This window comes from Synechococcus lacustris str. Tous (genome assembly GCF_003011125.1).
Taxonomy (GTDB): Bacteria; Cyanobacteriota; Cyanobacteriia; order PCC-6307; family Cyanobiaceae; genus Synechococcus_D; species Synechococcus_D lacustris.
Genome location: NZ_PXVC01000011.1, coordinates 1 through 24,297, shown reverse-complemented (window position 1 = coordinate 24,297; position 24,297 = coordinate 1). Strand labels below are relative to the sequence as shown.

The following is a 24,297-nucleotide window of genomic DNA, read 5'->3' as shown; positions in this document are numbered from 1 at the left end:
CAAATTTAGTTGATCACATCAAATCAAACCGTACCCTTTTCATCTGTTCGCGTGGTAGCCACGTTGCTAATTGCAAACCACCAACAATCTATAAACATTTAATCAAATTCTCCAATTCCTTGCGATCAAAATTATATATTTCGTTGCAAAAATGACAGGTTAGCTCTGCGCCGTTATCTACTTTTATCATATCTTCCAGCTCTTCAGAACCAAGCAACTTAAGCGCCTCAAGGCTGCGTTTACGTGTGCATGGACAATGGAAACTTATGGGTTGAATTGCTTCGCCGCCACCCACTAAAACAGGATCAAGTTTAGGAAAAATATCTTCTAGTAATTCATGTAAGTTGCCGGCGCAGGCATGCAAGCGCTTACTGAATTGGCTTATTTCACTGCAACGCTCCTCTAAAAGAGCCACCAGGGCTGGTTCCTCAGCCGCCTTAGGCAATATCTGCACCAAAACACCACCAGCACTGCGAATGCCGCTGTTGTCGATAGTTTCGCCCACAAAAACCGCAGATGGTGTTTGCTCAGAATGAAGTAAATAGGAAGCAATATCCTCACCAATACAACCGCTAACAAGTTCTACTGTGCTGCTATATGGGGGGCCTTGGCCCTTATCACGCACCACATGCAGATAACCCTTCCCAACAGCCCTACCAAAATCAAATTGAGCTGGTTCACCAATTGGATCCAACTCCAACTCAGGTGTACCCACCTGGCCCCGCACCGTGCCATCCCTGCCGGCATCAACCATCACCCCCTTCAAGGGTCCATCGCCCTGGATGCGTAGGTTCACCCTGCCGTGGGCAACTTTCATCGAACTGGCTAACAACAGGCCAGCGGTCATCGCCCTGCCCAAGAGGGCGCTTGTTAGGTAGGAAAGGTTATGGCGACGCCTGGCATAACGGGCTGTAACCGTTGTATTGATGGCCACCAGGCGGATGCCACCTCCGGCTGCCGTGGCACGCACCAACTGGTCAGGCATGGATGGGGCTCGAATCAGTTAATCGTAAACAGCGCCCATGCTCCAGGTGCCATTGGTGTTGGCTTAAACCTTCAAATGCCTCCGGTTCATGGGTAACCACCAGCAACAAGCGTTCACGGCTCAAAGGAACAAGTAATTCCAACAGGTTGTGCCGCACCGACCAATCCAAACCTGCCGTGGGTTCATCCAAAAGCAGGATCGGTGGATCCCTTAGCAATTGAACCGCCAGGGCCAAGCGGCGCTGCTGGCCGCCGCTTAGTTGTTCTGGTGCTTGCTGCAAAGAAATCCCAGCTAAACCAACTTGAGCTAACACCGCCTCAATCTTTTCGGATGGCAGCCGGCGATGGCCGATGCGCAACTCCTGGGCAACGCTGAGGCCAAGGAAATGACGTTCTGGAAATTGAAAAACCAACCCACATAACCAGCGCCTTTGCCGCGCAGTGGTAGCTCTACCCTCCCAGCGGATCTCACCGGCATCGGGGCTGGCAAGGCCAGCAATTAAATCCAACAGGCTGCTCTTACCACTGCCACTGCGGCCCGCCACCAGGGCAGGTTCACCCAGCTGCAACTGCAAATTCAAGCCAGCGAGGATCGCCTTTTCACTGCTGGCTGGGTGATAAGTGATCGCTTCAAGTTCCAGCAATGCCTGGTCTATCCATTCACTGGTGCCTAGCTTGGCTGCATGCAGGTAACTTTCCGCGATTTCGATCCCTTCAATTGTTGGTTTTGGCTGCGTTTTCCAAACGTGCCAGGCCAGGGGGAACGCCAATACCTAGAGGAAACCTTCAACTGTTGGTATTTCCTTGGCCGCCTTGGCGGCTTCAATGCCGAAAATCTGCAGGTGCATGAGGAGGGGGCTGATGTGAGTTGGATGACCTACGACAACGACGAAGCTGAAACCTCCCTGCTGGCTGTTATGCACAACATGGGTGAATTTGAATATCAAAACGAATGGGCGCGGGTGTGGCTTGATCTCGGCACCAGCGATGGCGTTGGTTTAGATGTGTTGATAAATGCCCTGCGTTGCCTCGACCGCGACCTACTGCAAATCGAGGAATTACAGGTGGGTGGCCTCAATGATGAATGGCCCGTTGAAGAAAGCGAAGATCGCTTTTTTGAAAACTAAGTTTTAGTTGTATGGCTGAGCAAAGACGCCTACTTATCTCCCCAGAGCGATTAACAACTTCCAGCAACTCCATTGCTTTAAACCCAGGGGAATTGCACTATCTGCAAAGGGTTTTAAGGCTTAAGCCAGGTGGGGGCTTCACTATTTGTGATGGCTGTGGTGGCACCTATCTTGCCAGCTTAGGTAATGCTGGATCTGCAAATCTGCTAGAAAAGTTGCCTGCAATCCAAGCGGCTACGCCAAAAATAAATTTGTTGTTTGGTTTATTTAGGCGCGACCTTGATTTAATGCTGCGCATGGCAACTGAATTAGGGGTGGATCAATTGCAGCCTTTGCAGGCTGAATACTCCCTGCTGGAGCCCGGTGAGCAGCGCATAGATCGCTGGAAAACGATTTTAAAAGAAGCAACAGAACAAAGTGAAAGGTGTTGGTTGCCATTGCTCGAGCAGCCCAAGCTGGCCTTTGATGGCCTTGCATCCCCAGCTGCAGCAGGTGTTTGCAGGTGGATTGGTGTTACAAGAGAAGCAGGGGTTTGTTCACTTCAAGAGGAGCTACAAAGCCATGCCGCAGTTGCGGCCCAGCAGTGGCAGCTGGCCTGCGGACCTGAAGGGGGATGGAGCCCAGCGGAACTACAAATTGCCGTTAACGCCGGCTGGAAGGCCATAACCCTGAGCAGCACAGTGTTGCGCTGCTCCACTGCAGCGATATGCGCTTTAGCGCTGATGCAACATCAACGGCTGCAACTCAACGGCTACAAGTCAACGGCGAATCTCCCCGGCCATCGCTTTGAAATCAGCTAAGGCCGCCCCAGGAAGGCGCCTTGCCCGCGGCAATGAACTAGCGGGATTTAAAAGTTCAGCTGCAAAAGTTACGTTGCTAATAACCACTTCTTTTGCTTGCTCCTCGGCCCGTTCAGCCGCCAGCAACTGGGCCGTGGTGAGTACTTTGCTCTCCTTTTGCTCAGCTTGCTTTTGCTCCTCTTGCTTTTGGGTTGATGGGGGTTGCTTCAGTTGAATGGCCGCCACCATTGCAGGCTCGGCTTCCACCTCAACCACAGGCTGCACCGGCGCCACATTCACAGGCGTGGCAGGCGCTTTCGATATTTCAAGGAAAGGCTTGCGCTGCCCGCCAAAAAGCTTGTTTAACACCATGGGATAAGCCCAACCGAATTTAATTATCAGGGGCAGGCGCCTTTTGTTGGCAATTACTTATGGCTGTGCAACAACAAATTCTTCCGCCGCAAGTTGCAGCCATGGCTCCAAGCCCTCCACTTGATCCCATCCGGGTTGGCGGCTAGCTGCAAGCGTGCCCAACAGGCGATTCAAAACATGGCCATCAGCCCCCTTGATTTGCCATTGGCTTTGGCGGTAGCGGCGCAAGGCACTGGCACTACAGCCCCCCTGGCGGCGAAAAGCGGCGGCCCACCGCTTGGCAAAGCGGTTAATGCCATCGGCGCCTTCCTCCGCCCAGAGGGGAGTTTCAGCCGAACCGCTGCATTGCTTCCAGAGGCCATGCAGGCAATTAGGCAGTGGCAAGCAGCGCTCTTGACCAGCCCTACAGGGTCGTCCTTCATTCTGCAATCCCCAACTGCGAATCCAAAGCACCGGCTGCCCCTGTTGCAACCCCCAATCGATCGGCCTTAAGCCGGCCACTTCAAGGCTGCGCAAACCGAGTATCCGCACCATTAGATAAATCGGATCAGCCTTAAACCTGCCATCGAGCTGTTGCAAAAAAGCTGGGGCCAAATTCGGTTCAGGCCTTGGGCTAAGCGGTAAGGGCTCAAGGCCAGCGAAGGGATTCATCGCCACCATCCCCTGGCGATAGGCCTGGGCATAAAAAGCGCGAATCACCGTTAAGCGCTTTTGGGCAGTGCTGGTGCTGGCATTAGCAAAAAGGTGATTACGCCAGCGCCAGGCCGCACCTTCACTAACAGCTGCCGGCAGGCTCACTTCGCTAAAGCTGAGCAAGCGTTTTAATTCCCGATGCCATAACAATTCACTGCCAACGGCTGAATTGCTCCGCTGGCTGCGTTGGGCCACCCAACCGGCCACCGTGGTGGGGCCACCCGGTTGCTTGTGGTGATCCAAGGGTTGGCGTAATTGCGCGCAAAAGGTTTCCCTAGCCAAAGGAAAGCAATCAGCATCAAGCACCAGGCCCCTTGCCCGAAAAGCATTCACCAAAAGTTCAGCCAGATCCTCTTCTCCAGGAAGCTGCCATTCACTTGCCGGTGGATATTGCTGCTGGAATTCCCGGGCGCAATCTTTGGCCACCAATCGCACCTCCCGCTTGCGCAACTGCAAGGTGCCGGTGCTTAAGCCCAATAGCCTTTGCACCTCCTCATCCACCTCCCGATAACGCCAATGGGCCTGGTTGAGGTTGGCCCCCAGAAAGCGGCGAAAATTACGGCGCCCCAAGGGCCGCCTTAGGAGCTTTGGCACAACCCGTTCGTACCACCAGCCCGTGGGTGAACCCTCGGAATATTTCAGATAAATGAATGGCTCAGAATTACTCACCCCTCCCAGCGCAACCCATTACTTACTGCTTTCTTAATTTAAGCACAATCTTTCCTTAAACTARCCKGYTGGCGAGGCGATCTATAACCCAATCGGCATTTACCGTAATTACGGCCAAGTCGTCTTCCCGCAGCACCTGCAAAAGGGATGGCTCCGCCGTGCGGGCACCCCCCTCACAGCAGATCACCTGGGCCAAAAAAACCTGCTGCCGCGGCGGYGCCACCGCCACCACATCCCCAACTCGCACAGCAAGGAACAAGGGGCTAACGGAATTCACCAGAGCAAACCAACTTGAATTACAATAGTACAAGTGAACTGATCAGCCAAGCTGTTGGGGGTTGGCTCGCCGGCGCCCTAGCTAGTGCCCTAATCAATGGTTTGTTGATCCTCTTGGTGCAGCGCCTACCCCTATTAACTAAGGCGGGTTGGTTCCATGCCTGGTGCCTAGGCACCCTGCTTGCGGCAAGCATCGGTTGGCGCGGTTGGTGGGCCGTGGTGTTGTATTTGGCCTTGGGATCAGCTGTTACCAAACTCGGATTTGCCAAAAAAGAGTCCCTCGGCATTGCCGAAGCGCGTGGGGGAAGAAGGGGGCCAGAAAATGTATGGGGTTCCGCTGCCACTGGCGCACTGCTGGCCCTAGCCACCCTGCTGCCAGGGGCTCCAAAGCAATTACTGTTAAGTGGATTTATAGCCAGTTTTGCCGCCAAACTCGGCGACACCTTTGGTAGTGAAATCGGTAAACGTTGGGGCCGCAGCACCGTGAGCCTGAGCCAGTGGAAGCCAGTGCCGCCTGGCACCGATGGGGCAGTGAGCTTGGAGGGAACCCTGGCAAGCCTGGCGGGCTCACTGCTTTTTTCTGCTGTGGGTTGGGCCCTAAAGCTGATACCAGCAGGCCAAATTCCGCTGATAACAGCGGTGGCATTTTTTGCATGCCTAATTGAAAGTTTGATCGGGGCTGAACTACAGCCCCGAGTTAGCTGGCTTAGCAATGAAGCTGTAAATGGGCTTCTAACTGTTATTGCAGCTGGGCTTGCCATGGTGCTGTTGCACTGAGCTGTTCCCTCAGCATTTGCTGGAGGCGATGTAAACGCCGGGAAAGTTTGCAGGGGCTCAGCTGCAGCTCCCGCGCTAATTCCCGCTGGGAGCGTCCCTCCATCAAACAGGCCCGCACTATGTGTTGATCAGCGGGGGCTAAGGCAGCCACCCGTTCATTTAATTCCTGCCACAGCAAATTTTGCTCTGGCCCGGGCCTGCTATCAACTAATTCCTGGCTTGGCTGTTGCTGGGAATCAGCATTTTGACTTTGGGCATCCAAACTTGTGCATTGCAAGGCGTGGTGCAGCTCCCGGGCCTGCTGCAGCCGTTGCTGGGTGCAACCAAGCCGTAGGGCTAAGGCAGCATCGGTTAGCGGCAACAAGCCCTGGTGCTGGCGCTGCTGTTGCAGCTGCTCCTGTTTTGCCATCAACTGGCGCAACCGCCAGGAACAGCGAATCGGTTGATGCCGGTCCCTTAGGTAGTGGCGCATTTGCCCCGAAATTAAAGGCACCGCGTAGGTGCTGAAGGCATTGCCCTTACTTGGATCAAATCCCTCTACTGCCGCCAGTAAACCCAAACAACCAATTTGAAATAGGTCATCGAAACCAAGGTTGCAGCGTTGCGCCTGGCGCTGGGCCTGCTGGCGCACCAGGTTTAAATGGGCTTCTACCAAACGATTTCTCAGCCTGGTGCAACGGCTACTGGCGTAGTTGCGATGCATGGCCGCAAGGGTGGCAGGGGAATAGGGATTTGAGCGGGGAACCATGGCTGCAGGTGCAGTGGAACCCTTTCAAGCTGGCCCTGGCACACCCCTTGGCAAAAGCTCCAATTGGGGGGTACTCCCCCCCCCCAATTGGGTGTGGTTAAACAAAAGGGAGCGGCGGTAACGATCTGCCAATTCCTCCCCAAGCAAAGTGAGCAGGGCATAAACAACCAACACCGGCAGCAGCTCAGCCCAAGCAAAAGAACTGAGCGCCTCCAAAAGAACAGCCCCTAAGCCGCCAACTCCCACCAGGCCAACCACCACCGTTTCCCGCAGGATCACATCGGCCCGATAGGCGCCATAGGCCATGTAGCTGGTTGCTAGGCCATTAAAACGAGCCATCAACAGGGCCCGGCGCCTGGGCACACCCGCCGCCCATAGGGCCTGTTCAGGGCGTGGGTCTTGGGATTCCAGGCCTTCTAGAAATAAGCGACCCAGGATGCCAGCGTTGTGAAAAGCCAAGGCAATAACAGCGGGTAATAGCCCTGGCTTAAGAACAAATAAGAGCAACAAAGCCGTTAATGGCGGTGGCATTAACCTTGCAAATAAACCAAAGGCCCGCAGCAGCAGCTGGAGCCACGGCCAAGGGCAAATCAACAAAAGCAGCAATGGCGTTGCCACAAAGGCAGCCAAGGCAGCGGTGATGGTTAATAGAACAGTGCTGCCAATTAATTGGGGCCAAGGTTGCCACCAACCCTGCAGCTGAAATAACTGATCAGCTGGCAGCAAACGCCAGGGATTTAGTAATACCTGCCATTGCAAATCAAGCAAATTGGCAGCTGGAAATAGCAGTAGCAGCAAACAACCAAGCAGGATTAATAGATGCCTGCCCTGCACACATCTAGCTCGCCATAGGGCAATTAATTGCTCCAGTGAAAACATCACCAGGGCCAGGGCCCATAGGCTGGTCCAGGCTTCATTGAATTGCAAAGACTGCAACGAAAGCCGCAGATCAGCCCCAATACCCCCCAAACCAAATACGCCCAGCAAGGTGGCCGAACGCAGGGCGCATTCAAAGCGATATCCGCCGTAGCTGAGCAAGCCCGGCAGCAAGCTGGGCCCAAGGGCTGAAAACAAAGCAGCAGGGGCGGCCACCCCAGCTGCTTGCAATGCTTGAAATGGTTTTTGATCTAGGGATTCCAGCTGATCACTAAACACCCTTGCCACCAGGGCGCCATAGGGAATTGCAATAGCCAAAACCGCCACGGCCGGATGCAAACCGATCAACTGCAACAGGATCAAACCCCAAAGCAACTCATGCAACGACCGGGGGATTGCCAGCAGACGACGCAACCAATGGGCGGGCCAACGGCAACCCCAAAGGGCGGTGGTAACAGTGGGAGAAGAAAAAACAGCGGCGATTAAGCCAATCGCCATGCTCAATAACCACGACCAAAGGGCAATCGCCAAGGTGATCGCAATTCCATGGAAGGCATTAGCAACAAGGGCTGGCGTAAAACTTGGCTGTAGGGCCGCCATGCCAAAAGCAGCAATCAAGGGCCAACCGCCGCCATGCACGGCTCCTGGCAAGAGGGCAACAAGCGGCAGAAAAACCAGCGCTGGCAGCAGCAGGCCTAGGGCGGGAGCAGCCTGAACACGCATCAGGTTTGGTCGCTTTTATGTTGATCACTTTCATATAGATCCTGAAGCTGTGAAGCGCTAATTCGAGCGGGGTGAGTATCAAAAACCAATTCACCGCAGCGCAAACCCAAAACCCGATCAAAACCCTGCAACAAATCGGGGCGATGCAGGCTCATCAACAAAGCGCGCGGGGCAGAGCCCAGCTCGAGCAATAGGTTCAATAATTTTGCCGCCAGCGGTGGATCTAGCTGGGCTAATGGTTCATCTGCCAACAACAAGTCAGCCCCCTGCCGCAACAACCGCCCCAAAGCAATCCGTTGCCGTTGCCCACCCGAGAGTTGAATGATTGGCACCGGTAATAAATCAGCTGTTAATTCAACTTGTGCCAACACCTTGGAGCAGGCTGAGGTTTCAAGGGGAATGAGCAGATTTAGTAAAACCAAATGCCAGGGCCAAGCCGCCAAGCGACCGCAATTAAGGCTTTGCTGAACCGTTAGTTGCTCCACCAGGCGCAGGTCTTGCCAGAGGGTGCCGATGCGAGCCTGCTGACGCAATCGCCTGCCACCATTTGCAGCGGCTTCTCCATGCCAATACACAACCCCTGCAGTGGGTTTAATCRAGCCATTGGCCACAGCCAGCAGRGTRCTTTTACCGGCACCRCTGGCACCAAGCARCGCYACCCGTTCGCCACTAGCTAAACTAAAACTTAAATTATTTAAACGGGGTCGCTGCCTACCKGGCACACAAATCCCCCGTAATTCCAACATCAACGTATCTTGCCTAAATTTCTACCAATCGCTTCAATTTGGCCATATTGAGAAGCAGGCGCTTCAACAAATTGACGGGCGCCAAATAATTCAAGAATTTGTTGCTGCCGCGGATTAGAAGGGCGCAGTTGAATCAAAGCTTTTTGCAACTTAGAACTAAAACCAGGGCCAAAGCGTTTGTTTAAGTTGCCCTGGGCAACCCAATGATAATCGGGATAGGGGGGCGTACGCCAGAGTGCAACAACCTTTGTGCGATCAATATTCCCCTTCCTTAGGTTTGTTTGCCAAACCTGCTCATTAACGGCGCCCACTTCGTAGGCGCCGCTTTGCACCAGGGCGATTGTGGCGTCGTGGCTGCCGCTAAAACCAGGGGCACCCCCGGCAAAATCAGTTATTTTCACGCCACCTTTAGCTAAAAAATATTGGGGCATCAAGCGGCCAGAGGTGGAGCTTTCGGAGCCAAAAGTAAACCTTTTGCCCTTCAACTGCTGCAGATCATTAAAAGTACGAATTGGTTTGATTGCAGCAACGCTATTTACATTGCCAATGAAAATTGAATGAAATGCTGCATCCACATCCCGCTGGGCCAACACCTGGGCCCCGGGGGTTTGCAGGCGCGCCTGCACGCCAGTAAGGCCGCCAAACCACACTAAATCCAAGTCGCCATTGCGAAAACCTGTTACCGCTGCCGTGTAATCAATCAGCGGCACATATTTAACGGGCACGCCCAGCTTTTGCTCCAACTCTTCAGCAAGCAAGCCATAAAGGCGATTCAGTTTCTCTGGGTTTTGATCTGGTACAGCGCTAATTCGCAATATTTTTTTTGCAGCTATGGCAGGCGTGCTTTGTTGAGCCTGCAATGGCATAGCTGGCGTAAGCGGGCCTACAGCTGCAGCCGCTAGCCAAAAAAACAAAAGTAGTTTCAAGGTTTATTCAGGTTGCTTAAAAAGCGACCCAGGCGATTCAGACCATCTTCAATTGTTGCACTATTAACGGCGCAGGAAAGCCTCACACATCTGTCGTCGCCAAAGGGAGCACCAGGCACCAGGGCCAAACCCTCTTGATCCAGCAATTGATTACAAAAATCCAGCGAATTAAGCCCATGGGCACTCACATCAGGAAATGCATAAAAAGCACCGGTGGGGGGCACCAACACCAAACCGGGCAATTGCTGCAACCCCTTGGTGAGCAGGGCGCGGCGGGCTGAAAAACTTTTTGCCATCTCCTCAACGCAATCCAGGGAGGCCTCAAGGGCGGCAAGGGCACCAAATTGAGCAAAGGTGCACACATTGCTGGTGGACTGACTCTGCAGGGCAATGGCAGCTTTAAGCGCAGGCAGGGGGCCAGCTAGGTAGCCAAGGCGCCAGCCGGTCATGGCCCAACCTTTGGCAAAACCATTCACCACAAATAACCGCTCGGCTAGATCAGGCGCTAATGCCGCCAGGCTGTGGTGCTGCTGGCCAGGAGCCAATAGGAATTCATAGATCTCATCACAAACAACAGCTAATTGGGGATGGCGCCTTAGCAATTCAGCCACCGCCTCCAATTCATGCTGCTGCAACACCAAGCCAGTGGGATTGGAAGGAGTATTGAGAATCAATAACCTGCTTCGCTCCGTAATCAATGCCTCTAAAGCCTGCAGATCAAGCCGAAAGCCATCCGTTGCGGCACTGGGAACTACTCGAACGCTGGCCCCAGCCAGTTGGGCCATCTCCGGATAGCTAAGCCAATAGGGCGCCGGCAAAAGCACTTCATCGCCGGGGTTAAGCAACACCTGAAACAGGTTGTAGAGGGCCTGTTTCCCGCCATTGGTAACCAATACCTGTTCAGGGGTTACAACCATGCCATTGGCCCTGGCCAACTTGGCTGCAATAGCTGCCCGCAGCTGCGGCTCCCCCGCCGCAGGCCCGTAGCGGGTGGCACCACTTTCAAGGGCCCGAGTGGCCGCCTCGCGAATGAAGGCCGGGGTATCAAAATTGGGTTCGCCTGCACTGAGGCTGCAGATATCCTTGCCTGCAGCTTGCAATTGCTTTGCCTTAGCGGCAATCGCCAGGGTTAGGGAGGGCTTAAGGGCCTGTGCCCGAACCGAGAGCATCAGCAAAAAATCCAGCGGTTCCAGTGTGCATGAACGCCAGTCCTTTTTGGGTGCTCGCCAGCAACAATCCAGCAGATTTGGCCCATTTTTATGCAGCTTTAGCCAATGAAAATGCAATTAAAAAAGGTGCCATTTGGCTGGTGGCCTTTGCTGGTGCCGGCGAATTGCTGTTTTACTGCCCCTCCAGGCAGCGGCCCCAGCCGGCCCAGGTGGGTCGCCTCGCCCTTTGCCTTCCTGTTACGAAACTCGAGCAAGCCATTGCTCTGGCCCTAACGCTGGGGGGGCAATTGCTGGAGCCAAGCCGCCAGGAAAGCTTTGGCCGTGAAGCCTGGCTTGCTGATCCGGAGGGCAACAAACTATTGCTTCTGGAGCCGGCCGAAGTAAGCCAAAACCAGCCATGAGCCTGAAACAAACGGAAGCCCTGCTGGCGGAATTAGCGCAGCAATGCAGCAATTGCCAAGCCTGCCCGCTTGCAAAAGAGCGCCACCAAGTTGTTGTGGGCCGGGGTAATCCCAAAGCAAGGCTGATGTTGATCGGTGAAGCACCAGGCCAAAAAGAGGATCTATGCGGCGAACCATTTCGGGGCCGTGCCGGCCAACTGCTCGAGCAAATGCTTGAAGAGGCGGGCCTTTGTAGCAACAACGATCTCTACATCTGCAATGTGATCAAGTGCCGTCCGCCCGGTAACCGCAAACCAAGCAGCACTGAAATCAGCCAGTGCCTGCCCTGGCTAGAGGGGCAGATAGAGCTGATTAATCCTGGCCTGATCCTGTTGGCTGGTGCTACGGCTGTTAGTGCAGTGCTGGGCATYAAAGGCAAGCTTGGCCTGCAACGGGGCCATTGGCATCAAAAGCAAGAACGCTTCTATAGGGCAATTTTTCACCCCTCCTATCTGCTGCGGTTTGCCTCGTTGGCAGCTGATTCACCAAGGCACTTAACCCGCCAAGACCTAAGCGAAGCGTGCGCGCAGCTGCGCAAAGGTGATGAAATGTGCCATGGTTTGGCTCGCACACCTGCCAACACACCATGACCGGCCTCCCGGCCCGTTTTGACACGGTTATCCACCGCCGTAAAACCCGCAGCGTGCGGGTGGGTGATGTGTGGATCGGCAGCGACCACCCCGTGGTGGTGCAATCGATGATCAATGAAGACACCCTTGATGTGGAGGGGGCCAGCGCCGGCATTCGTCGCCTGCAGGAAGCCGGTTGCGAAATAGTGCGTTTAACGGTGCCCTCCCTAGCCCATGCCAAAGCGGTGGCWGAAATCCGGCGCCTAGTGGAAAAAAGYGGCCCCCCCGTTCCACTTGTGGCTGATGTGCACCACAACGGCATGAAGATCGCCYTGGAGGTGGCCAACCACGTGGATAAGGTGCGGATCAACCCAGGCTTATTTGTATTTGATAAGCCGGATCCCAATCGCACTGAATTCAGCCCTGCTGAAAGTGCAGCCATTGCCGAACGGATTAGCGAAACATTTGAACCGCTGGTGAGTTTGCTCAAGCAGCAAGACAAAGCCCTGCGCATTGGTGTTAACCACGGCTCACTAGCGGAACGGATGCTGTTCAACTACGGCGATACGCCCCTGGGCATGGTGGAAAGCGCCTTGGAATTCATCCGGATCTGCGATCGCCTTGATTTCCATAACATCATTATTTCGATGAAAGCCTCCCGGGCTCCAGTGATGTTGGCGGCCTATCGGCTCATGGCCCATCGCATGGATGAAGAGGGCTTCCACTACCCACTGCACCTGGGGGTAACGGAGGCGGGGGATGGCGACTACGGCCGGATCAAGAGCACCGCTGGCATCGCCACCCTGCTGGCCGATGGTTTGGGGGACACGATTCGCGTGTCTCTAACAGAGGCACCGGAAAAGGAAATCCCAGTTTGCTATGGCATTTTGCAAGCCCTTGGCCTGCGCAAAACGATGGTGGAATATGTGGCCTGCCCCAGCTGCGGCCGCACCCTTTTCAATTTGGAGGAGGTGCTCCATAAGGTGCGAGCCGCCACCGATCACCTCACAGGTTTGGATATTGCTGTGATGGGTTGCATTGTTAATGGCCCTGGGGAGATGGCCGATGCMGACTACGGCTACGTGGGTAAAACACCAGGAACAATCTCCCTTTATCGGGGCCGCGAGGAGATAGGCCGCGTGCCCGAGGCTGAGGGTGTGGAGGCACTGATCGCCTTGATCAAAGCCGATGGCCGCTGGGTAGAGCCCCAAGGCTGAATAAGCGTTACGTTTAGGGGACTTAGAAAAACTCGATGAGCCAAAGGGGAGTGCGCCGCATTGCTTTGTTAGCCCTAGCTGGTGCAGGCGCTTTAGCTGGTGTTGTTGTACTTGGCAGCGATTTAATCATCGGCAGCAGCACCGCTGCGATCATTTCCGATAGCCCCAAGGAGGTGATGGATGAAGCTTGGCAGATCGTATTTAGGGATTATCTCGATACCACTGGTAAATACACCGAGGATCGCTGGAAAACCCTGCGCAAGGATGTGCTCAATAAAAGCTATGGCAATACAAAAGATGCCTATGAAGCGATTCGCGGCATGCTTGCCACCTTGGATGATCCCTACACAAGATTCCTAGATCCGCGTGAATTCAAGGAGATGCAAATAGACACCTCCGGTGAACTATCCGGGGTGGGCATTCAATTAAGCCTTGACAAAGACACAAAAGAATTAATTGTTGTATCACCCATCGATGGTTCACCAGCATCAAGGGCTGATGTAAAACCAAAAGATGTGATCACACAAATAAATGGCAAGAGCACTAAAGGGATGAGCACCGAAGATGCGGTGAAATTAATCCGCGGGCCAGCGGGAAGCAAAGTTTCAATTCAACTACGCCGCAATAAAAGTCAACTTATCAGCGTTGATCTAATTCGCGATCGCATCGAAATCCATGCTGTTGATAGCAGATTAAATACCACCCCGGATGGCATCAAGGTGGGTTATATCCGCCTGAAGCAGTTTAATGCCAATGCCACAAAAGATATGCGCCAAGCCATAAAAGAACTGGAGGATAAGGGCGCCCAGGGCTATGTGTTGGATTTACGCAGCAACCCAGGTGGCCTCTTGATGGCGAGCGTTGAAATCGCCCGCCAGTGGTTAGATGATGGGGTGATCGTATCCACTAAAACCCGCGACGGTGTACAGGATATAAAGCGCGCCGGCGGCAAAGCACTCACAAAAGCACCGGTTGTTGTTCTAGTTAATGAAGGATCTGCCAGCGCCAGTGAAATACTTTCCGGTGCTTTGCAGGATAACAATCGAGCTGTTTTAGTTGGTCAAAAAACCTTTGGTAAGGGTTTGGTGCAATCGGTTAGGGGCCTATCCGATGGCTCCGGGATGACGGTAACTATTGCAAAATACCTTACACCTAGCGGCAGAGATATCCATAAATATGGCATTCAGCCAGATATCACAGCCAAACTCAGCGAAGAGGATGCAAGAAACCTTAAATTTGAACAGCTGGGAACCAGGAGCGATCCGCAATACAAAGTTGCTGAAACAACTTTGAGCAAGCAGCTAAATGCTGCCTCCACTGGTGTTATCAAAGCAAAAATTTATAACCCAGCTAGCTCTAATCTTCCCGCAGCTCTAGGGGCTGGAGAAGAATAGTTCGCTTAAGAACTACTTTTTAAGCCGCCCCTCCCACAGGTTGCATGATCCCGCCACCCGGGTTTGAGTCGTCGTCGTCGTTGCTGCCATCTTGTTGAAGCAGGGCGAACACGCCGAGGCCAGCGCAGGCGAGCAAAGAAACCAAAAAACCAAGGCCGGATGCAGTGCCACCAAGGTCTAACACTGCGCCAAGGCCATCACTGAGGTCAACAATCGCAGCCATTACTTTTTTCCGTTGGCCGTATTGTAACGAACTTTTGCGAAACTGAGGCGATTAGTTACCAGGGATTTGGGCGGCCATCAGCTCCRGCCAGTTTTTGAGCTCCTCCAATTGCTTATCGGCAGGCAGCACCCCTAAGCCACGGGCTAACACCTTGGCGGTGGAGCCACTGCCGGCTTGATACACAAGCCGGCCATGCAAATGGGTTGGTAAACCCTGGCGCAAACGCCKRAATGCAGGTTCCTCCATGGGGGTTTCGAGGGCAATATTTGGTTTTTCCGGCTTGATGCGYGCAAAACCACAGCGTTTGGCCAGTAGTTTCAGCTCCATCACCTGAAGTAGTGATTGCACCGCTGCCGGCAGGGCGCCGTAGCGATCAATCCAATCACTGGCTARCTGCAGCAATGCTTCACGGCTGATGCAATCAGCGGCTGCCCGGTAGGCCGCTAGTTTTTCATCTGCCTCCGTAATCCAATCAGCAGGGATAAACGCGGTAATTGTTAAATCAATCTGGGTTTCATCTACCGCTGGGATGTCTTGGCCGCGAATCTCAGCCATTTCCTCCTGCAGCATTTCCATATAGAGATCRAAGCCGATCGTTTCCATCTGGCCGCTTTGCTCCACGCCAAGCAAATTGCCCACACCACGGATTTCCATGTCTCGCATGGCTAATTGATAACCACTGCCAAGTTGGGCAAATTCCTGAATTGCCCGCAGCCKTTGACGGGCCGCTTCTGTGAGGGAAGCATCGCCTGGATAAAACAACCAGGCATGGGCCTGGATACCGCTTCTACCCACCCTGCCCCGCAGTTGATAGAGCTGGGCTAAACCAAATTTCTGGGCATCTTCCACCAGGATTGTGTTCACCCGTGGAATATCAAGCCCACTTTCAATAATTGTGGTGCAAAGCATTAAATCCGCTTCGCCTGCATTAAATGCAACCATGGCGCTTTCTAATTCGCCCTCCTGCATCTGGCCATGGGCCACCAGTAAACGCAAACCGGGCAACATTTGCCTCAACTGCCCTGCAACTTCTTCGATACCTTCMACCCTGGGTACCACATAAAAAACCTGGCCGCCGCGATCCAGTTCTTGGCGAATTGCACTGCGAACCGCCTCTTCATCCAAGGAGGCGAGGTGGGTTTTAATYGGCCTGCGCAGGGGAGGCGGCGTAGTTATCARGCTCATCTCCCGCACCCCCGATAAACTCATATACAAGGTGCGGGGTATGGGGGTTGCCGACAGGGTTAAAACATCMACATCCTTACGTAAAACCTTAATCTTCTCTTTTTGGGTAACACCRAAACGTTGTTCTTCATCTACCACAAGTAAACCCAATTGCTTAAATTGTGTGCCTTTRGCTAATAATTGATGGGTGCCAACAACTATATCGATAGCGCCTTCCTGCAGGCCAGCSAGGATCTCCTTACGCTCAGTTGTTGTGCGAAAGCGATTTAACAATGCAACTTTTAATGGGTAGGGGGCATAACGTTCACTAAGGGTGCGCCAGTGCTGTTGGGCTAGCACGGTGGTGGGCGCCAATAGGGCGCATTGTTTACCGGCGGTTACCGCCTTAAAAATTGCGCGGATAGCCACTTCTGTTTTACCAAATCCCACATCACCACACACCAAGCGATCCATCGGCTTTGCTATTTCCATATCGCGCTTCACATCAGCAATTGCTTTTACTTGATCAGGGGTTGGCTCATAGGGAAATGAATCCTCTAATTCCAGCTGCCATGGGCCATCAACAGGGAAGGCAAAACCTGGAGATTCRAGCCGTTCGGCGTATAACTTCACTAAATCAAGGGCCACCTTGCGCACGGCCTTACGGGCCCGCTCCTTTGCCCTAGCCCAGGCGATACCGCCCATGCGATTTAGTTCTGGCGGTGCATCTGTGCTTGCTCTGAAACGGCCAAGGCTTCCTAATTGATCAGCTGCTACCCGTAATAAACCGTCGGCATATTGCACTACTAGGTAATCACGAGCATCCCCAGCAATRGCAAGTTTTTCTAATTTTAAAAATCTGCCAATGCCATGGTTGCGATGCACCACAAAATCGCCGGGTTGCATCCGATTTGGATCAACAGTTCGGCTGGCTGCCCTACGCCGACGCCGCACATAACCACTGGCTGTGAGATTATGTTGGCCAAAAAATTCCCGATCAGTTATTAATACCAAGCGCCAGGCGGGAAGCTGTAAGCCCTCCAACTCAACATTGGCTTTAGTTTTTAAGGCAATCGGCGTATTCTGCTCGATTAAACGCTCAATRGCTGGAAAATCATGGGGGTTTGGAATAAACCTACTRATGCAATTATGCTCYTCTAATAAGGCAACAGCCCGCGACGGTTGAGCCGAKAGCAACCAAACTCGCGCCTTATCTTGTTGAAAACCCTTAATCAATCCAGCTAATTTACCGAAYTGATTTGGATAGGCGGTAACCGATCTGCTCGCTAGTTCRAAACTATTTGGATGGTTGTCTGTTTCTGCTAATTCAGCGAGGTCAAAACCAGCAAATGCCTCCAGTTGAGCAAGGGCAGCAGCAATTGGTTTGTGTAAACAATTAGGCAGTAGTGATGCAGCCAGCTCCGCTGATTCATCTTGATAATGTTGTTCAACATGGTTGAACCACTGCTGGCCATGGGCTAATAGTTGCCGCCGTTCATCTACGGCCACCAGGGTGTGTKCAGGCAGGTAATCAAGCAATGAACTGGGTTCATTCCAGGCCAAACCCATGAGGCGCCGCATACCCTCAGGGGTACCCCCTGCCAATAACTGCTCCATTGCYTCTGGCTGGAGCAACTGCTCAAGGCCATCTGGCAATTGCTCCCGCAGRGCTTGCGCCACCAGGGGGCCATAGCTGGTGGGGGTGAGCCGCACCAGTTCCACCCCATCKAGGGAGCGTTGGGTGCCGGGATCAAATTCCCGCAACTTATCTAGATCATCCCCAAAAAATTCAAGCCGCACCGGCAATTCAGCACTCACCGGAAATAGATCAACAATGTCGCCGCGGCGACTCCAGGTGCCTTCCTGTTCRATCGTTGCTACCCGTTCATAGCCAAGCCGCGCCAGGGTTTCGCCCAATTGCTCCAGGTTTACGCAATCACCTTTACGCAAGCTCAGGCATTGTTCGGCTAACACCGCAGGCGGTGGCAGGTGGGGTTGTAAAGCCCTTTCACTTGCAACAATTGCCCCGCGCCAACTGCGCTTGCCGGCGCCATCAATGGCTAGCAATTCACTTAAAACCTGCAGTTGCCCCCAGGTGATTTCACTGGTGGGATCAAAACCCTCRTAGGGGGAACCCTCACTGGTGGGATACAGCTGGGTGGTGGGCCAACCCATTAAYTCCAATAGGGCCGCCCAACGGCCCGCCTCCTCAAGGGTGGGCACCACCACCARTAAAGGGGCGCCTTCACAGCAGGCCAGCGCTGAAGTGGTTAGGGCCCTAGCCGCTCGGCTGGCACCCTGCAAMCGCAAGCGATCTGGCCTGCGGATGCGCTCCAACACCTCTGCCGTWAGCGGCACCTGCTCCAGCTGGCGCACCAGGGCGGTTAGAGGCATTGAAAATTGCACTGCACAGCTGCAGATCTTCGCAACTGATCAAGCCGTTTGGGGGGATGGGGCATTAAGCAGCAGTTGCTGCAGGGATTGGTTGAACTYCTGCAACTGGGCATCACTGAGTTGCTGCCTGCTGGTTTGGCTGAAATGTTCAACCAAAAAAGCACGCCCCTCCTCTGCYCCCCATGCCAATTGGCCCAGCAATTCATCACTGGTTTTAAGCAGTGCTGGGCGCAGCAGRGGCAGGGCTGCTGCGGTGGGCTCCAAGGGTGGCTCCARAATTCGCAATGCTTTTAGGTAGGCCACTAAATCGCCATAACGCACTAAACGACTGCGACTGCTGTGGCCAAAGGCCCGTTGCAGGTATTGACCCTCCTTGCTGCGATCCCAATTGAGCCGTTGCAATTCCATTTCAACGGCGGTGAGCTCCTCACTCCAATCCTCAGGTTCTGGCGTTGGTTCTGGCGTTGGTTCTGAAGCAGGTTCGGGGGCTGGTTCAACTGCCACTGGCGCCAAAGAAGGTTGTGAGCTGATTTTCTGAACAGGCGCTGGGGCAGTGGGWTTMGCAAGCCGTTGCTGCAAACGAGCTARGGCGCGGTCCTCCGCCTGCTCTGCCCCTGGGGCCTCACCMAGGGCAGAAATCAGCACCCCGCCACTGCTGCAACTCACTCGCACCACCACCCTCTGGCCATCGGCATGGAGCAAATCCACCTGGGTGGCTAAATCAGCACGCATATTTCTGATCCCCTTTTCTGCTTGGAGCGGCACCCATGCTTTCTAAGCTGCAGCGATGGAAGCTTCAAGCCTTGATTCCCTAACGCCCCTAATTACCGCAGCAGACCAATGGCATGAGGTGCTGCTGCTGCTGCCGGTGTTGGTGGGATTGGAGGTGGTGCTATCAGCCGAYAACGCCATTGCCCTGGCTGCAATCGCCAAGGGCTTAAAAAGCCAAAACCAACAAAAACAAGCGCTCAATCTGGGCTTGGTTTTTGCCTTGTTTTTTCGAATTAGCTTGATCCTTGTATCCCGCTGGGTTCTAGGRTTTAAACCATTAATGGCCGCAGGTGCAGCATATCTACTYTGGCTTTGCGCTGATCATTTTATCAATAATTCATCGCAAGTAGAATTACCAGAACCTGAATTATTAGATTCTAAATCACTTGAGAATAAATCAATARATGAATCWTTAAAYAACTCCWCSAACATAATATCCGCTGATAATTTATTTGGMTTTGATCGCAAACTAGCTGGCACCGCGATCAKCATTGCCCTCACCGACCTTGCCTTTTCCCTTGATAGTGTAGCCGCGGCCGTTGCAGTTAGCGATAAGTTGTGGCTTGTTATAACCGGTGGYATAATTGGTGTGGTGGCACTTAGGTTAAGTTCTAACTTATTTATTGAACTATTAAAYAATTACCCGAGGCTGGAAGCAGCAGGCTATATCGCCGTTGGCTTGGTTGGCATTCAATTATTAGTGCGKGTGTTTTGGCCTTTTATCGAATTGCCGCAATGGTTACTACTAAGCCTGGTGGGTCTTTTATTCCTATGGGGATTCACCAACCGCCGCAAACTATGCTGAAGCGGTTGGAGAGGTAGTTCATGGGTCCATTGCACTGCCCCATCTGCATTGGCCTAGGCGTTGTGAGTATTGCCCGCTGTTTGGCTTGGAGCCGGTTGATCTGGGCCTGATCAGCTGAGTTGCTGCAATAGATTTGAACCACTGGCTGGSGTTTTACCCTCCAATTGAGCAGTGCGCACCAAWAGGGGGCAACCGCCTGTGGCAATYACCATGCCAAGGCCGTTTATGGCCTTTAGCGCTGTTCCAGGGGTTTCTTTTGGCCACTGCTGTTTTGTTAATTCAGCCGCCTCTGGGCTCAACTGCCCAGCTAAGCGCTGCACCAGTGGTTCAGTAGCAAGCAATTTCATGCGTTTGCCGCGCCAATCGCAATGCACACCAGGATAAAAAGCCATCACCTGGCGATGTAATTGCAGGGCCGGTTGCTGCCAATCAATTTGATAATCAGCCTTGGTAATCAGGCGGGCATGGCTTATGCCCTCAGCGGCTTGGGGCTTAAGGCTGAAATTGGCACTGCTAATCAACGGCAATGCTTCAACCATTAATTCAGCTGTGAGGCGGCTGAGGCGCTCCCCCAGTTGGCTGGCATTTTCCAATAAACCAATGYCAAGGGATCGCTCWAGAAGCACTGGCCCCGTATCTAAACCCTCCTCCATCGCCATGATCCCCACGCCGGTTTCGCCGTCGCCTGCCATCAAGCTCCATTGAATCGGMGCMGCCCCGCGCCAACGGGGCAGYAAGGAACCATGGCCATTCCAGGAGCCATAGCTGGGCGCAGCCAACACCTCCGGAGGCAACAACTGGCCAAAGGCCACCACGATGTTTATGTCTGCCCCAAGGGCAGCAAGGGCAGCCTGGGTGTGGGGTTCCTTGCGAATCCGTTCCGGGCTAAAGATWGGAATTGGCTCAGTTGTTTGCARTTGCAAAGCCCGCGTTTTTACCGCTGATGCCTGCAATGCCCCACCCCTGCCGCGGCGGCGATCGGGTTGGGTAACCACACCAACWATTTGATGGCCGCCATCAAAKAGGGCCTCAAGGGTTGGTATGGCGTAGGCGGGGGTGCCCCAAAACAACACCTTCACGGCAATAAAGGCAACATCAAGTTGCTTAAAAAATCAGGCTTCACCAGTTATCGATAAACCTTCAACCCACACATGGGGRCAGATTCCACCCGGWGTAACYAATGGTTCCCCCTCTAGGGCAAGGATTGAATTCAAAACGGTGCGAATATCACCGGCCACYGTTGCTGCTTCAATCGAATGGCGCTCGCCATTTTTAACAAGCCAACCATCAAAGGGCAGTGAAAAGGAACCCTGGCTTGCCTTCACRCCCGCATGGAGRGCAGATAGGGAATCGATCCACACCACCCCATCGGCTTTRTGGCGATTTAGATGGCTATCACCAACGCCAGCACCAGGGGTGGGGGCAACCACAAACCAATCTGGGCCAACAGACACCTTGGCSCCCATGCCCGCATGGCCGGTGGGGGCCACACCAAACTGCCTGGCGGTGCCTTCACTGTGCAGGAAATGGGCCAAATTACCAGCTTCAATGAGAGTTAATGGTGCCGTTGGTGTGCCCTCGCCATCRAAGTTGGAAGCACCAAGATTTGCGCTGTGGAGCGGATCATCCCAAAGGTTTAGGAATGGCACCGCCAATGGTTTACCAAGGGAATCACGGTTAGACAAACTCAAGCCATCAAGTACGGCCCTTGCATTAAAAATATTGCTAAATGCACCGATCAAATCAAGGAATGCCTCTGGGCTAAATATGCAGGTGTAATGGCCTGTATCAATGGCGGAATAATCGAGATGGCTAATGGTTAATTCAGCTGCTTCTTTAATACATGCCTGCACATCAAGGCCTTCAGATCCATAGGCCAAACGCACAGCACCGGCGCTGCGGGGTTTACGGCCATCCTGCTCTGCTCTGGCGTATAGGTAGCAGGCGGAGGAGCTGCTGATTTGATGGCGTTGGGCACCAAGACTATTTAGATAAACACTTTCGCCATTGCGCTCGGAAAGGCCGTTGTAGGGAACGGTGTTAATCGCAGGRTGGAAATCCAACAACTCCTTTTCAGCCTGCAGCAAYGTTTGCAACAGGCTTTGGATCGGCCTAAGGGGCAAAACMGGCCKCTCTAGGGGCGTTAATGGCTCAAKGGAWCGGCAGGAAAGCCCAGGGGGCTCCTCCAAATCWCCAAAKGCACTGGCTTCCTTTGCACCCTTAAGGGCTTGGGCAAGACCTTCCTCGGATAAATCAGTGCTGCTTGTGATCCCCACCCTTCCATCAMTGGTCCAGGCCCTAACTGTTACGGCACTGCGTTGGGCACCCTTGAGTTGTTTTGGCTCGCCTCGATCTACCTGAACCGAYACATCGGTGCCGCTGGCAGCACCCATATCCCACTGCTGAATACCTTCTTGCTTAGCAAGGGCAGTTAATTGGTCATGTAATTGYTGGGGATTAAGCATCTCAACGCCCCCCAACAGTGATKGAATCAACCTTGATATGGGGTTGGCCCACAGTTACATAAACACTGCCGCTAACGGAACCACAAAAGCCAGCGGCCAGATCGAGATCATTGCCGCACATTGAGATGCGTGGCATCACTGTTTCAGCATCACCGATCAAAGTTGCCCCCTTAACTGGTTTACCAAGCTGGCCATTTTCGATCAAATACCCCTCCTCCACCGAGAAGTTGAATTGACCGGTGGGGCCCACACTGCCGCCGCCCATCACCTTGCAATAAAGACCCTTATCAATGGAACCAATCAATTCAGCAGGGGTGTGGGCACCAGCGGCAATAAATGTGTTGCGCATGCGGCTKGCAGCAGCAAAGGAATGACCTTGGCGGCGGCCACTGCCGGTGCGGGCATGGCCGGTGCGCATTTCGCCAGCCCGATCTGAGAGAAAGGCCTTGAGGATGCCATTTTCAATCAAGGTGGTGCGCTGGGGTTCAAGGCCCTCATCATCCATGGCAAGGCTGCCAAAGGATTGGGGTGAAAGGCCTTCATCAACAGCAGTAACAGAGCTGTGGGCAATTGCYTCACCGATCTTGTTGGCAAATGGGGTGGTRCCCCTCTCCACTTGGGTGGTTTCCAACAAATGGCCGCAGGCCTCATGGAAGATCACACCACCAAAACGATTTGCCAGCACCACCGGGTAGGWACCGGCTTCGATGTAATCGGCATAAAGCATGGTGGCRCTGCTGGCGCTGATGTCGCGGGCGGCGGCATCGGCATCCCATTCGWTTAAATCGCTTGGGTTATCGGAGCTGCCAAAYCGACGGGCAACACTGGAGCGATGGTCCCCATCGGCCGCCAGCACACTTAGGCCCAAGGTTTGATGCAAACGGAGGTCGCGGCTGAAGGTGCCATCGCTGGCAGCCACCAAMACCTCTTGCCAATCGCGGGAATAGCTACCCCGGCGTGCCTGCAAACAACGGCCGTGCTTGTYRAGCATGGCSGTGCCTTCAAGCAAACGATCGGCGCTCACCTGCACCCCAGGGCATTGGACCAACCAWTCCTGCTTGCCAGAGCCGTAATCCCTTAGGGGGGCAAGGCCGGCAAAACTAGGGCCGCTTTGGCCRCCACGCTCTAAACCRAGCATGCCAAGGGCTTGATCGAGGGCTTGGAATAAACCGGCTTCGCTTAGGTCGGTGGTGCTAACAAAACCATCCCTGAAACCATTGGCTTCGCCGTGGAATACACGGATGCCAGCACCACAACCCAAAGAGGGGCTCACACTGGTAACCCTTTCCTGCTCAGCCAAAACGCTGAGGCGATCAAAGCGCTCAAGAAAAATTTCAACCAGCTCAGCGCCAGCACTGCGGCCAGCGGCCAGCAGGAGCTCAAGGCGCCCCTGCCATTGGGAATCAAGAAAACTCACAGGTGCTCAACGAATGGCGGGTTGAAAACGATTGCTGGGGATCGGTGCCGCAAAGAAAAGACGGCCCATCTCCCATACATTGCCAAGCCAATGGGGCAGCTTGCGGGCAAATTTCAAAGGCAGCAGGGCATTWGCCTGATCTGCTGCATCTAAGGCGTGGTTGTGTTGAACGATGCGCTCTAAACGTTCGTAGAAACGCGGGTGCTCCACATTGAGCACCACAGGGAAAACCCGAGCTGAGGTTTCATTGGTTTTAGCAATTACATATTTGTCGTATTCCCTWGCATCTAAACCAAGGGCTTCATAGAAATCTTTRCGGGCCACATCCCGCACATACATGGTGGCAAAAACAGCCAGCAGAAAGAAACGACACCAAAGTTTTGCCTGAAAACCCCGCACAGTGGCAGGTTGGGCTTTCATCAGGGCATCAAAGAAATCACCATGRCGATTTTCATCCTGGCACCAATTTTCAAAGAAATTAAAGATTGGRAATATCTTACTATCTGGATTTTGCTCAAGGTGGCGATAGATTGCTATGTAACGCCAGTAACCGATTTTCTCAGATAAATAAGT

At 53.6% G+C, this 24,297-nt stretch carries 25 protein-coding genes; 8 read left to right on the top strand and 17 right to left on the bottom strand.

Annotation, left to right across the window (positions count from 1 at the left end):
• Positions 1-88: 88 nt before the first annotated feature.
• A complete protein-coding gene (hslO, locus tag C7K08_RS04205) occupies positions 89-985 on the bottom strand; it encodes an Hsp33 family molecular chaperone HslO (protein ID WP_106499401.1) in 897 nt (298 codons plus the stop codon).
• The gene (locus tag C7K08_RS04200) at positions 978-1,628 is read right to left on the bottom strand and encodes an ABC transporter ATP-binding protein (RefSeq protein ID WP_106499400.1); all 651 of its coding nucleotides are present in this window, start codon (positions 1,626-1,628) and stop codon (positions 978-980) included. The genes hslO and C7K08_RS04200 overlap by 8 nt, the downstream gene beginning before the upstream one ends.
• A gap of 39 nt (positions 1,629-1,667) precedes the next feature.
• On the opposite strand from C7K08_RS04200, the gene C7K08_RS04195 reads away from it, so the two are divergent.
• Together C7K08_RS04195 and C7K08_RS04190 are read left to right on the top strand one after the other, a co-directional pair.
• Positions 1,668-2,111 (top strand): DUF3531 family protein, encoded by a 444-nt coding sequence (locus C7K08_RS04195; RefSeq protein ID WP_106499399.1) that lies wholly within the window; start codon positions 1,668-1,670, stop codon positions 2,109-2,111.
• Between the two features lie 11 nt (positions 2,112-2,122).
• Positions 2,123-2,911, top strand: a complete 789-nt coding sequence (locus C7K08_RS04190; RefSeq protein WP_106499398.1) for an RsmE family RNA methyltransferase — start codon at positions 2,123-2,125, stop codon at positions 2,909-2,911.
• On the opposite strand, the gene C7K08_RS04185 is transcribed toward C7K08_RS04190, so the two are convergent.
• From C7K08_RS04185 to C7K08_RS04175, 3 genes are read right to left on the bottom strand one after another with little or no spacing between them, the layout of a single operon-like run.
• Positions 2,870-3,262: a hypothetical protein gene (locus C7K08_RS04185; protein ID WP_106499397.1), complete on the bottom strand. Its 393-nt coding sequence runs from the start codon at positions 3,260-3,262 to the stop codon at positions 2,870-2,872. The genes C7K08_RS04190 and C7K08_RS04185 overlap by 42 nt on opposite strands.
• Before the next feature lie 57 nt (positions 3,263-3,319).
• Positions 3,320-4,624: a site-specific integrase gene (locus C7K08_RS04180; protein WP_106499396.1), complete on the bottom strand. Its 1,305-nt coding sequence runs from the start codon at positions 4,622-4,624 to the stop codon at positions 3,320-3,322.
• Positions 4,625-4,679: 55 nt separating this feature from the next.
• Positions 4,680-4,901: a DUF3104 domain-containing protein gene (locus tag C7K08_RS04175; protein ID WP_106499395.1), complete on the bottom strand. Its 222-nt coding sequence runs from the start codon at positions 4,899-4,901 to the stop codon at positions 4,680-4,682.
• Between the two features lie 38 nt (positions 4,902-4,939).
• Between C7K08_RS04175 and C7K08_RS04170 the strand changes: the two genes are divergently transcribed.
• Entirely contained in the window at positions 4,940-5,677 is a 738-nt protein-coding gene (locus C7K08_RS04170) for a DUF92 domain-containing protein (protein WP_106499447.1), read from the top strand.
• Here C7K08_RS04170 and C7K08_RS04165 read toward each other — a convergent pair.
• The 5 genes from C7K08_RS04165 to C7K08_RS04145 are packed head-to-tail and all read right to left on the bottom strand — an operon-like array spanning position 5,640 to position 10,865.
• Positions 5,640-6,425, bottom strand: coding sequence for a sigma-70 family RNA polymerase sigma factor (locus C7K08_RS04165; RefSeq protein WP_106499394.1), 786 nt, complete (start codon positions 6,423-6,425; stop codon positions 5,640-5,642). The genes C7K08_RS04170 and C7K08_RS04165 overlap by 38 nt on opposite strands.
• Positions 6,426-6,449: 24 nt before the next feature.
• Positions 6,450-8,024 carry a PhnE/PtxC family ABC transporter permease gene (locus tag C7K08_RS04160; protein WP_106499393.1) on the bottom strand — a complete coding sequence of 525 codons (1,575 nt, stop codon included), beginning with the start codon at positions 8,022-8,024 and terminating at the stop codon, positions 6,450-6,452.
• Entirely contained in the window at positions 8,024-8,770 is a 747-nt protein-coding gene (locus C7K08_RS04155) for an ATP-binding cassette domain-containing protein (protein WP_106499392.1), read from the bottom strand. Before C7K08_RS04155 ends, C7K08_RS04160 begins: the two co-directional genes overlap by 1 nt.
• Complete coding sequence (locus C7K08_RS04150) at positions 8,770-9,636, bottom strand: putative selenate ABC transporter substrate-binding protein (RefSeq protein ID WP_241537034.1); 867 nt, start codon at positions 9,634-9,636, stop codon at positions 8,770-8,772. Before C7K08_RS04150 ends, C7K08_RS04155 begins: the two co-directional genes overlap by 1 nt.
• 56 nt (positions 9,637-9,692) lie before the next feature.
• Entirely contained in the window at positions 9,693-10,865 is a 1,173-nt protein-coding gene (locus C7K08_RS04145) for a pyridoxal phosphate-dependent aminotransferase (RefSeq protein WP_106499391.1), read from the bottom strand.
• A 29-nt stretch (positions 10,866-10,894) separates the two neighbouring features.
• Between C7K08_RS04145 and C7K08_RS04140 the strand changes: the two genes are divergently transcribed.
• The 4 genes from C7K08_RS04140 to C7K08_RS04125 are packed head-to-tail and all read left to right on the top strand — an operon-like array spanning position 10,895 to position 14,485.
• On the top strand, positions 10,895-11,266 hold the full coding sequence (locus tag C7K08_RS04140; RefSeq protein ID WP_106499390.1) for a VOC family protein: 372 nt from the start codon (positions 10,895-10,897) through the stop codon (positions 11,264-11,266).
• A complete protein-coding gene (locus C7K08_RS04135) occupies positions 11,263-11,895 on the top strand; it encodes a uracil-DNA glycosylase (RefSeq protein ID WP_106499389.1) in 633 nt (210 codons plus the stop codon). Before C7K08_RS04140 ends, C7K08_RS04135 begins: the two co-directional genes overlap by 4 nt.
• The gene (ispG, locus tag C7K08_RS04130; RefSeq protein ID WP_106499388.1) at positions 11,892-13,091 is read left to right on the top strand and encodes a (E)-4-hydroxy-3-methylbut-2-enyl-diphosphate synthase; all 1,200 of its coding nucleotides are present in this window, start codon (positions 11,892-11,894) and stop codon (positions 13,089-13,091) included. The genes C7K08_RS04135 and ispG overlap by 4 nt, the downstream gene beginning before the upstream one ends.
• Positions 13,092-13,126: 35 nt before the next feature.
• Positions 13,127-14,485 carry a S41 family peptidase gene (locus tag C7K08_RS04125; RefSeq protein WP_106499387.1) on the top strand — a complete coding sequence of 453 codons (1,359 nt, stop codon included), beginning with the start codon at positions 13,127-13,129 and terminating at the stop codon, positions 14,483-14,485.
• 19 nt (positions 14,486-14,504) lie between these two features.
• On the opposite strand, the gene C7K08_RS15855 is transcribed toward C7K08_RS04125, so the two are convergent.
• The 3 genes from C7K08_RS15855 to C7K08_RS04110 are packed head-to-tail and all read right to left on the bottom strand — an operon-like array spanning position 14,505 to position 18,998.
• A complete protein-coding gene (locus C7K08_RS15855; RefSeq protein ID WP_106499386.1) occupies positions 14,505-14,708 on the bottom strand; it encodes a hypothetical protein in 204 nt (67 codons plus the stop codon).
• Between the two features lie 51 nt (positions 14,709-14,759).
• Positions 14,760-18,266, bottom strand: a complete 3,507-nt coding sequence (mfd, locus tag C7K08_RS04115; RefSeq protein ID WP_106499445.1) for a transcription-repair coupling factor — start codon at positions 18,264-18,266, stop codon at positions 14,760-14,762.
• A 39-nt stretch (positions 18,267-18,305) separates the two neighbouring features.
• On the bottom strand, positions 18,306-18,998 hold the full coding sequence (locus tag C7K08_RS04110; RefSeq protein WP_106499444.1) for a hypothetical protein: 693 nt from the start codon (positions 18,996-18,998) through the stop codon (positions 18,306-18,308).
• Between the two features lie 55 nt (positions 18,999-19,053).
• On the opposite strand from C7K08_RS04110, the gene C7K08_RS04105 reads away from it, so the two are divergent.
• Positions 19,054-19,842 (top strand): TerC family protein, encoded by a 789-nt coding sequence (locus C7K08_RS04105; protein ID WP_106499385.1) that lies wholly within the window; start codon positions 19,054-19,056, stop codon positions 19,840-19,842.
• Between the two features lie 110 nt (positions 19,843-19,952).
• Here the strand turns inward: C7K08_RS04105 and fmt are convergent, their stop codons facing one another.
• The 4 genes from fmt to acsF form a co-directional block, all read right to left on the bottom strand.
• Entirely contained in the window at positions 19,953-20,921 is a 969-nt protein-coding gene (gene fmt / locus C7K08_RS04100; RefSeq protein ID WP_106499384.1) for a methionyl-tRNA formyltransferase, read from the bottom strand.
• A 33-nt stretch (positions 20,922-20,954) separates the two neighbouring features.
• The gene (locus tag C7K08_RS04095; RefSeq protein WP_106499383.1) at positions 20,955-22,307 is read right to left on the bottom strand and encodes a TldD/PmbA family protein; all 1,353 of its coding nucleotides are present in this window, start codon (positions 22,305-22,307) and stop codon (positions 20,955-20,957) included.
• Position 22,308: 1 nt separating this feature from the next.
• Entirely contained in the window at positions 22,309-23,724 is a 1,416-nt protein-coding gene (locus tag C7K08_RS04090; RefSeq protein WP_106499382.1) for a TldD/PmbA family protein, read from the bottom strand.
• Between the two features lie 6 nt (positions 23,725-23,730).
• A partial coding sequence (gene acsF, locus C7K08_RS04085) for a magnesium-protoporphyrin IX monomethyl ester (oxidative) cyclase (RefSeq protein ID WP_106499381.1) occupies positions 23,731-24,297 on the bottom strand: 567 nt, incomplete at its 5' end.

Excerpts from the sequence above, each read along its gene's own strand:
- hslO (WP_106499401.1), bottom strand. The coding sequence starts at position 985 with ATGCCTGACCAGTTGGTGCGTGCCACGGCAGCCGGAGGTGGCATCCGC.
- C7K08_RS04195 (WP_106499399.1), top strand. The coding sequence starts at position 1,668 with ATGCAGGTAACTTTCCGCGATTTCGATCCCTTCAATTGTTGGTTTTGG.
- C7K08_RS04190 (WP_106499398.1), top strand. The coding sequence starts at position 2,123 with ATGGCTGAGCAAAGACGCCTACTTATCTCCCCAGAGCGATTAACAACT.
- C7K08_RS04185 (WP_106499397.1), bottom strand. The coding sequence starts at position 3,262 with ATGGTGTTAAACAAGCTTTTTGGCGGGCAGCGCAAGCCTTTCCTTGAA.
- C7K08_RS04165 (WP_106499394.1), bottom strand. The coding sequence starts at position 6,425 with ATGGTTCCCCGCTCAAATCCCTATTCCCCTGCCACCCTTGCGGCCATG.
- C7K08_RS04160 (WP_106499393.1), bottom strand. The coding sequence starts at position 8,024 with ATGCGTGTTCAGGCTGCTCCCGCCCTAGGCCTGCTGCTGCCAGCGCTG.
- C7K08_RS04150 (WP_241537034.1), bottom strand. The coding sequence starts at position 9,636 with ATGCCATTGCAGGCTCAACAAAGCACGCCTGCCATAGCTGCAAAAAAA.
- C7K08_RS04145 (WP_106499391.1), bottom strand. The coding sequence starts at position 10,865 with ATGCTCTCGGTTCGGGCACAGGCCCTTAAGCCCTCCCTAACCCTGGCG.
- C7K08_RS04140 (WP_106499390.1), top strand. The coding sequence starts at position 10,895 with ATGAACGCCAGTCCTTTTTGGGTGCTCGCCAGCAACAATCCAGCAGAT.
- C7K08_RS04125 (WP_106499387.1), top strand. The coding sequence starts at position 13,127 with ATGAGCCAAAGGGGAGTGCGCCGCATTGCTTTGTTAGCCCTAGCTGGT.
- C7K08_RS15855 (WP_106499386.1), bottom strand. The coding sequence starts at position 14,708 with ATGGCTGCGATTGTTGACCTCAGTGATGGCCTTGGCGCAGTGTTAGAC.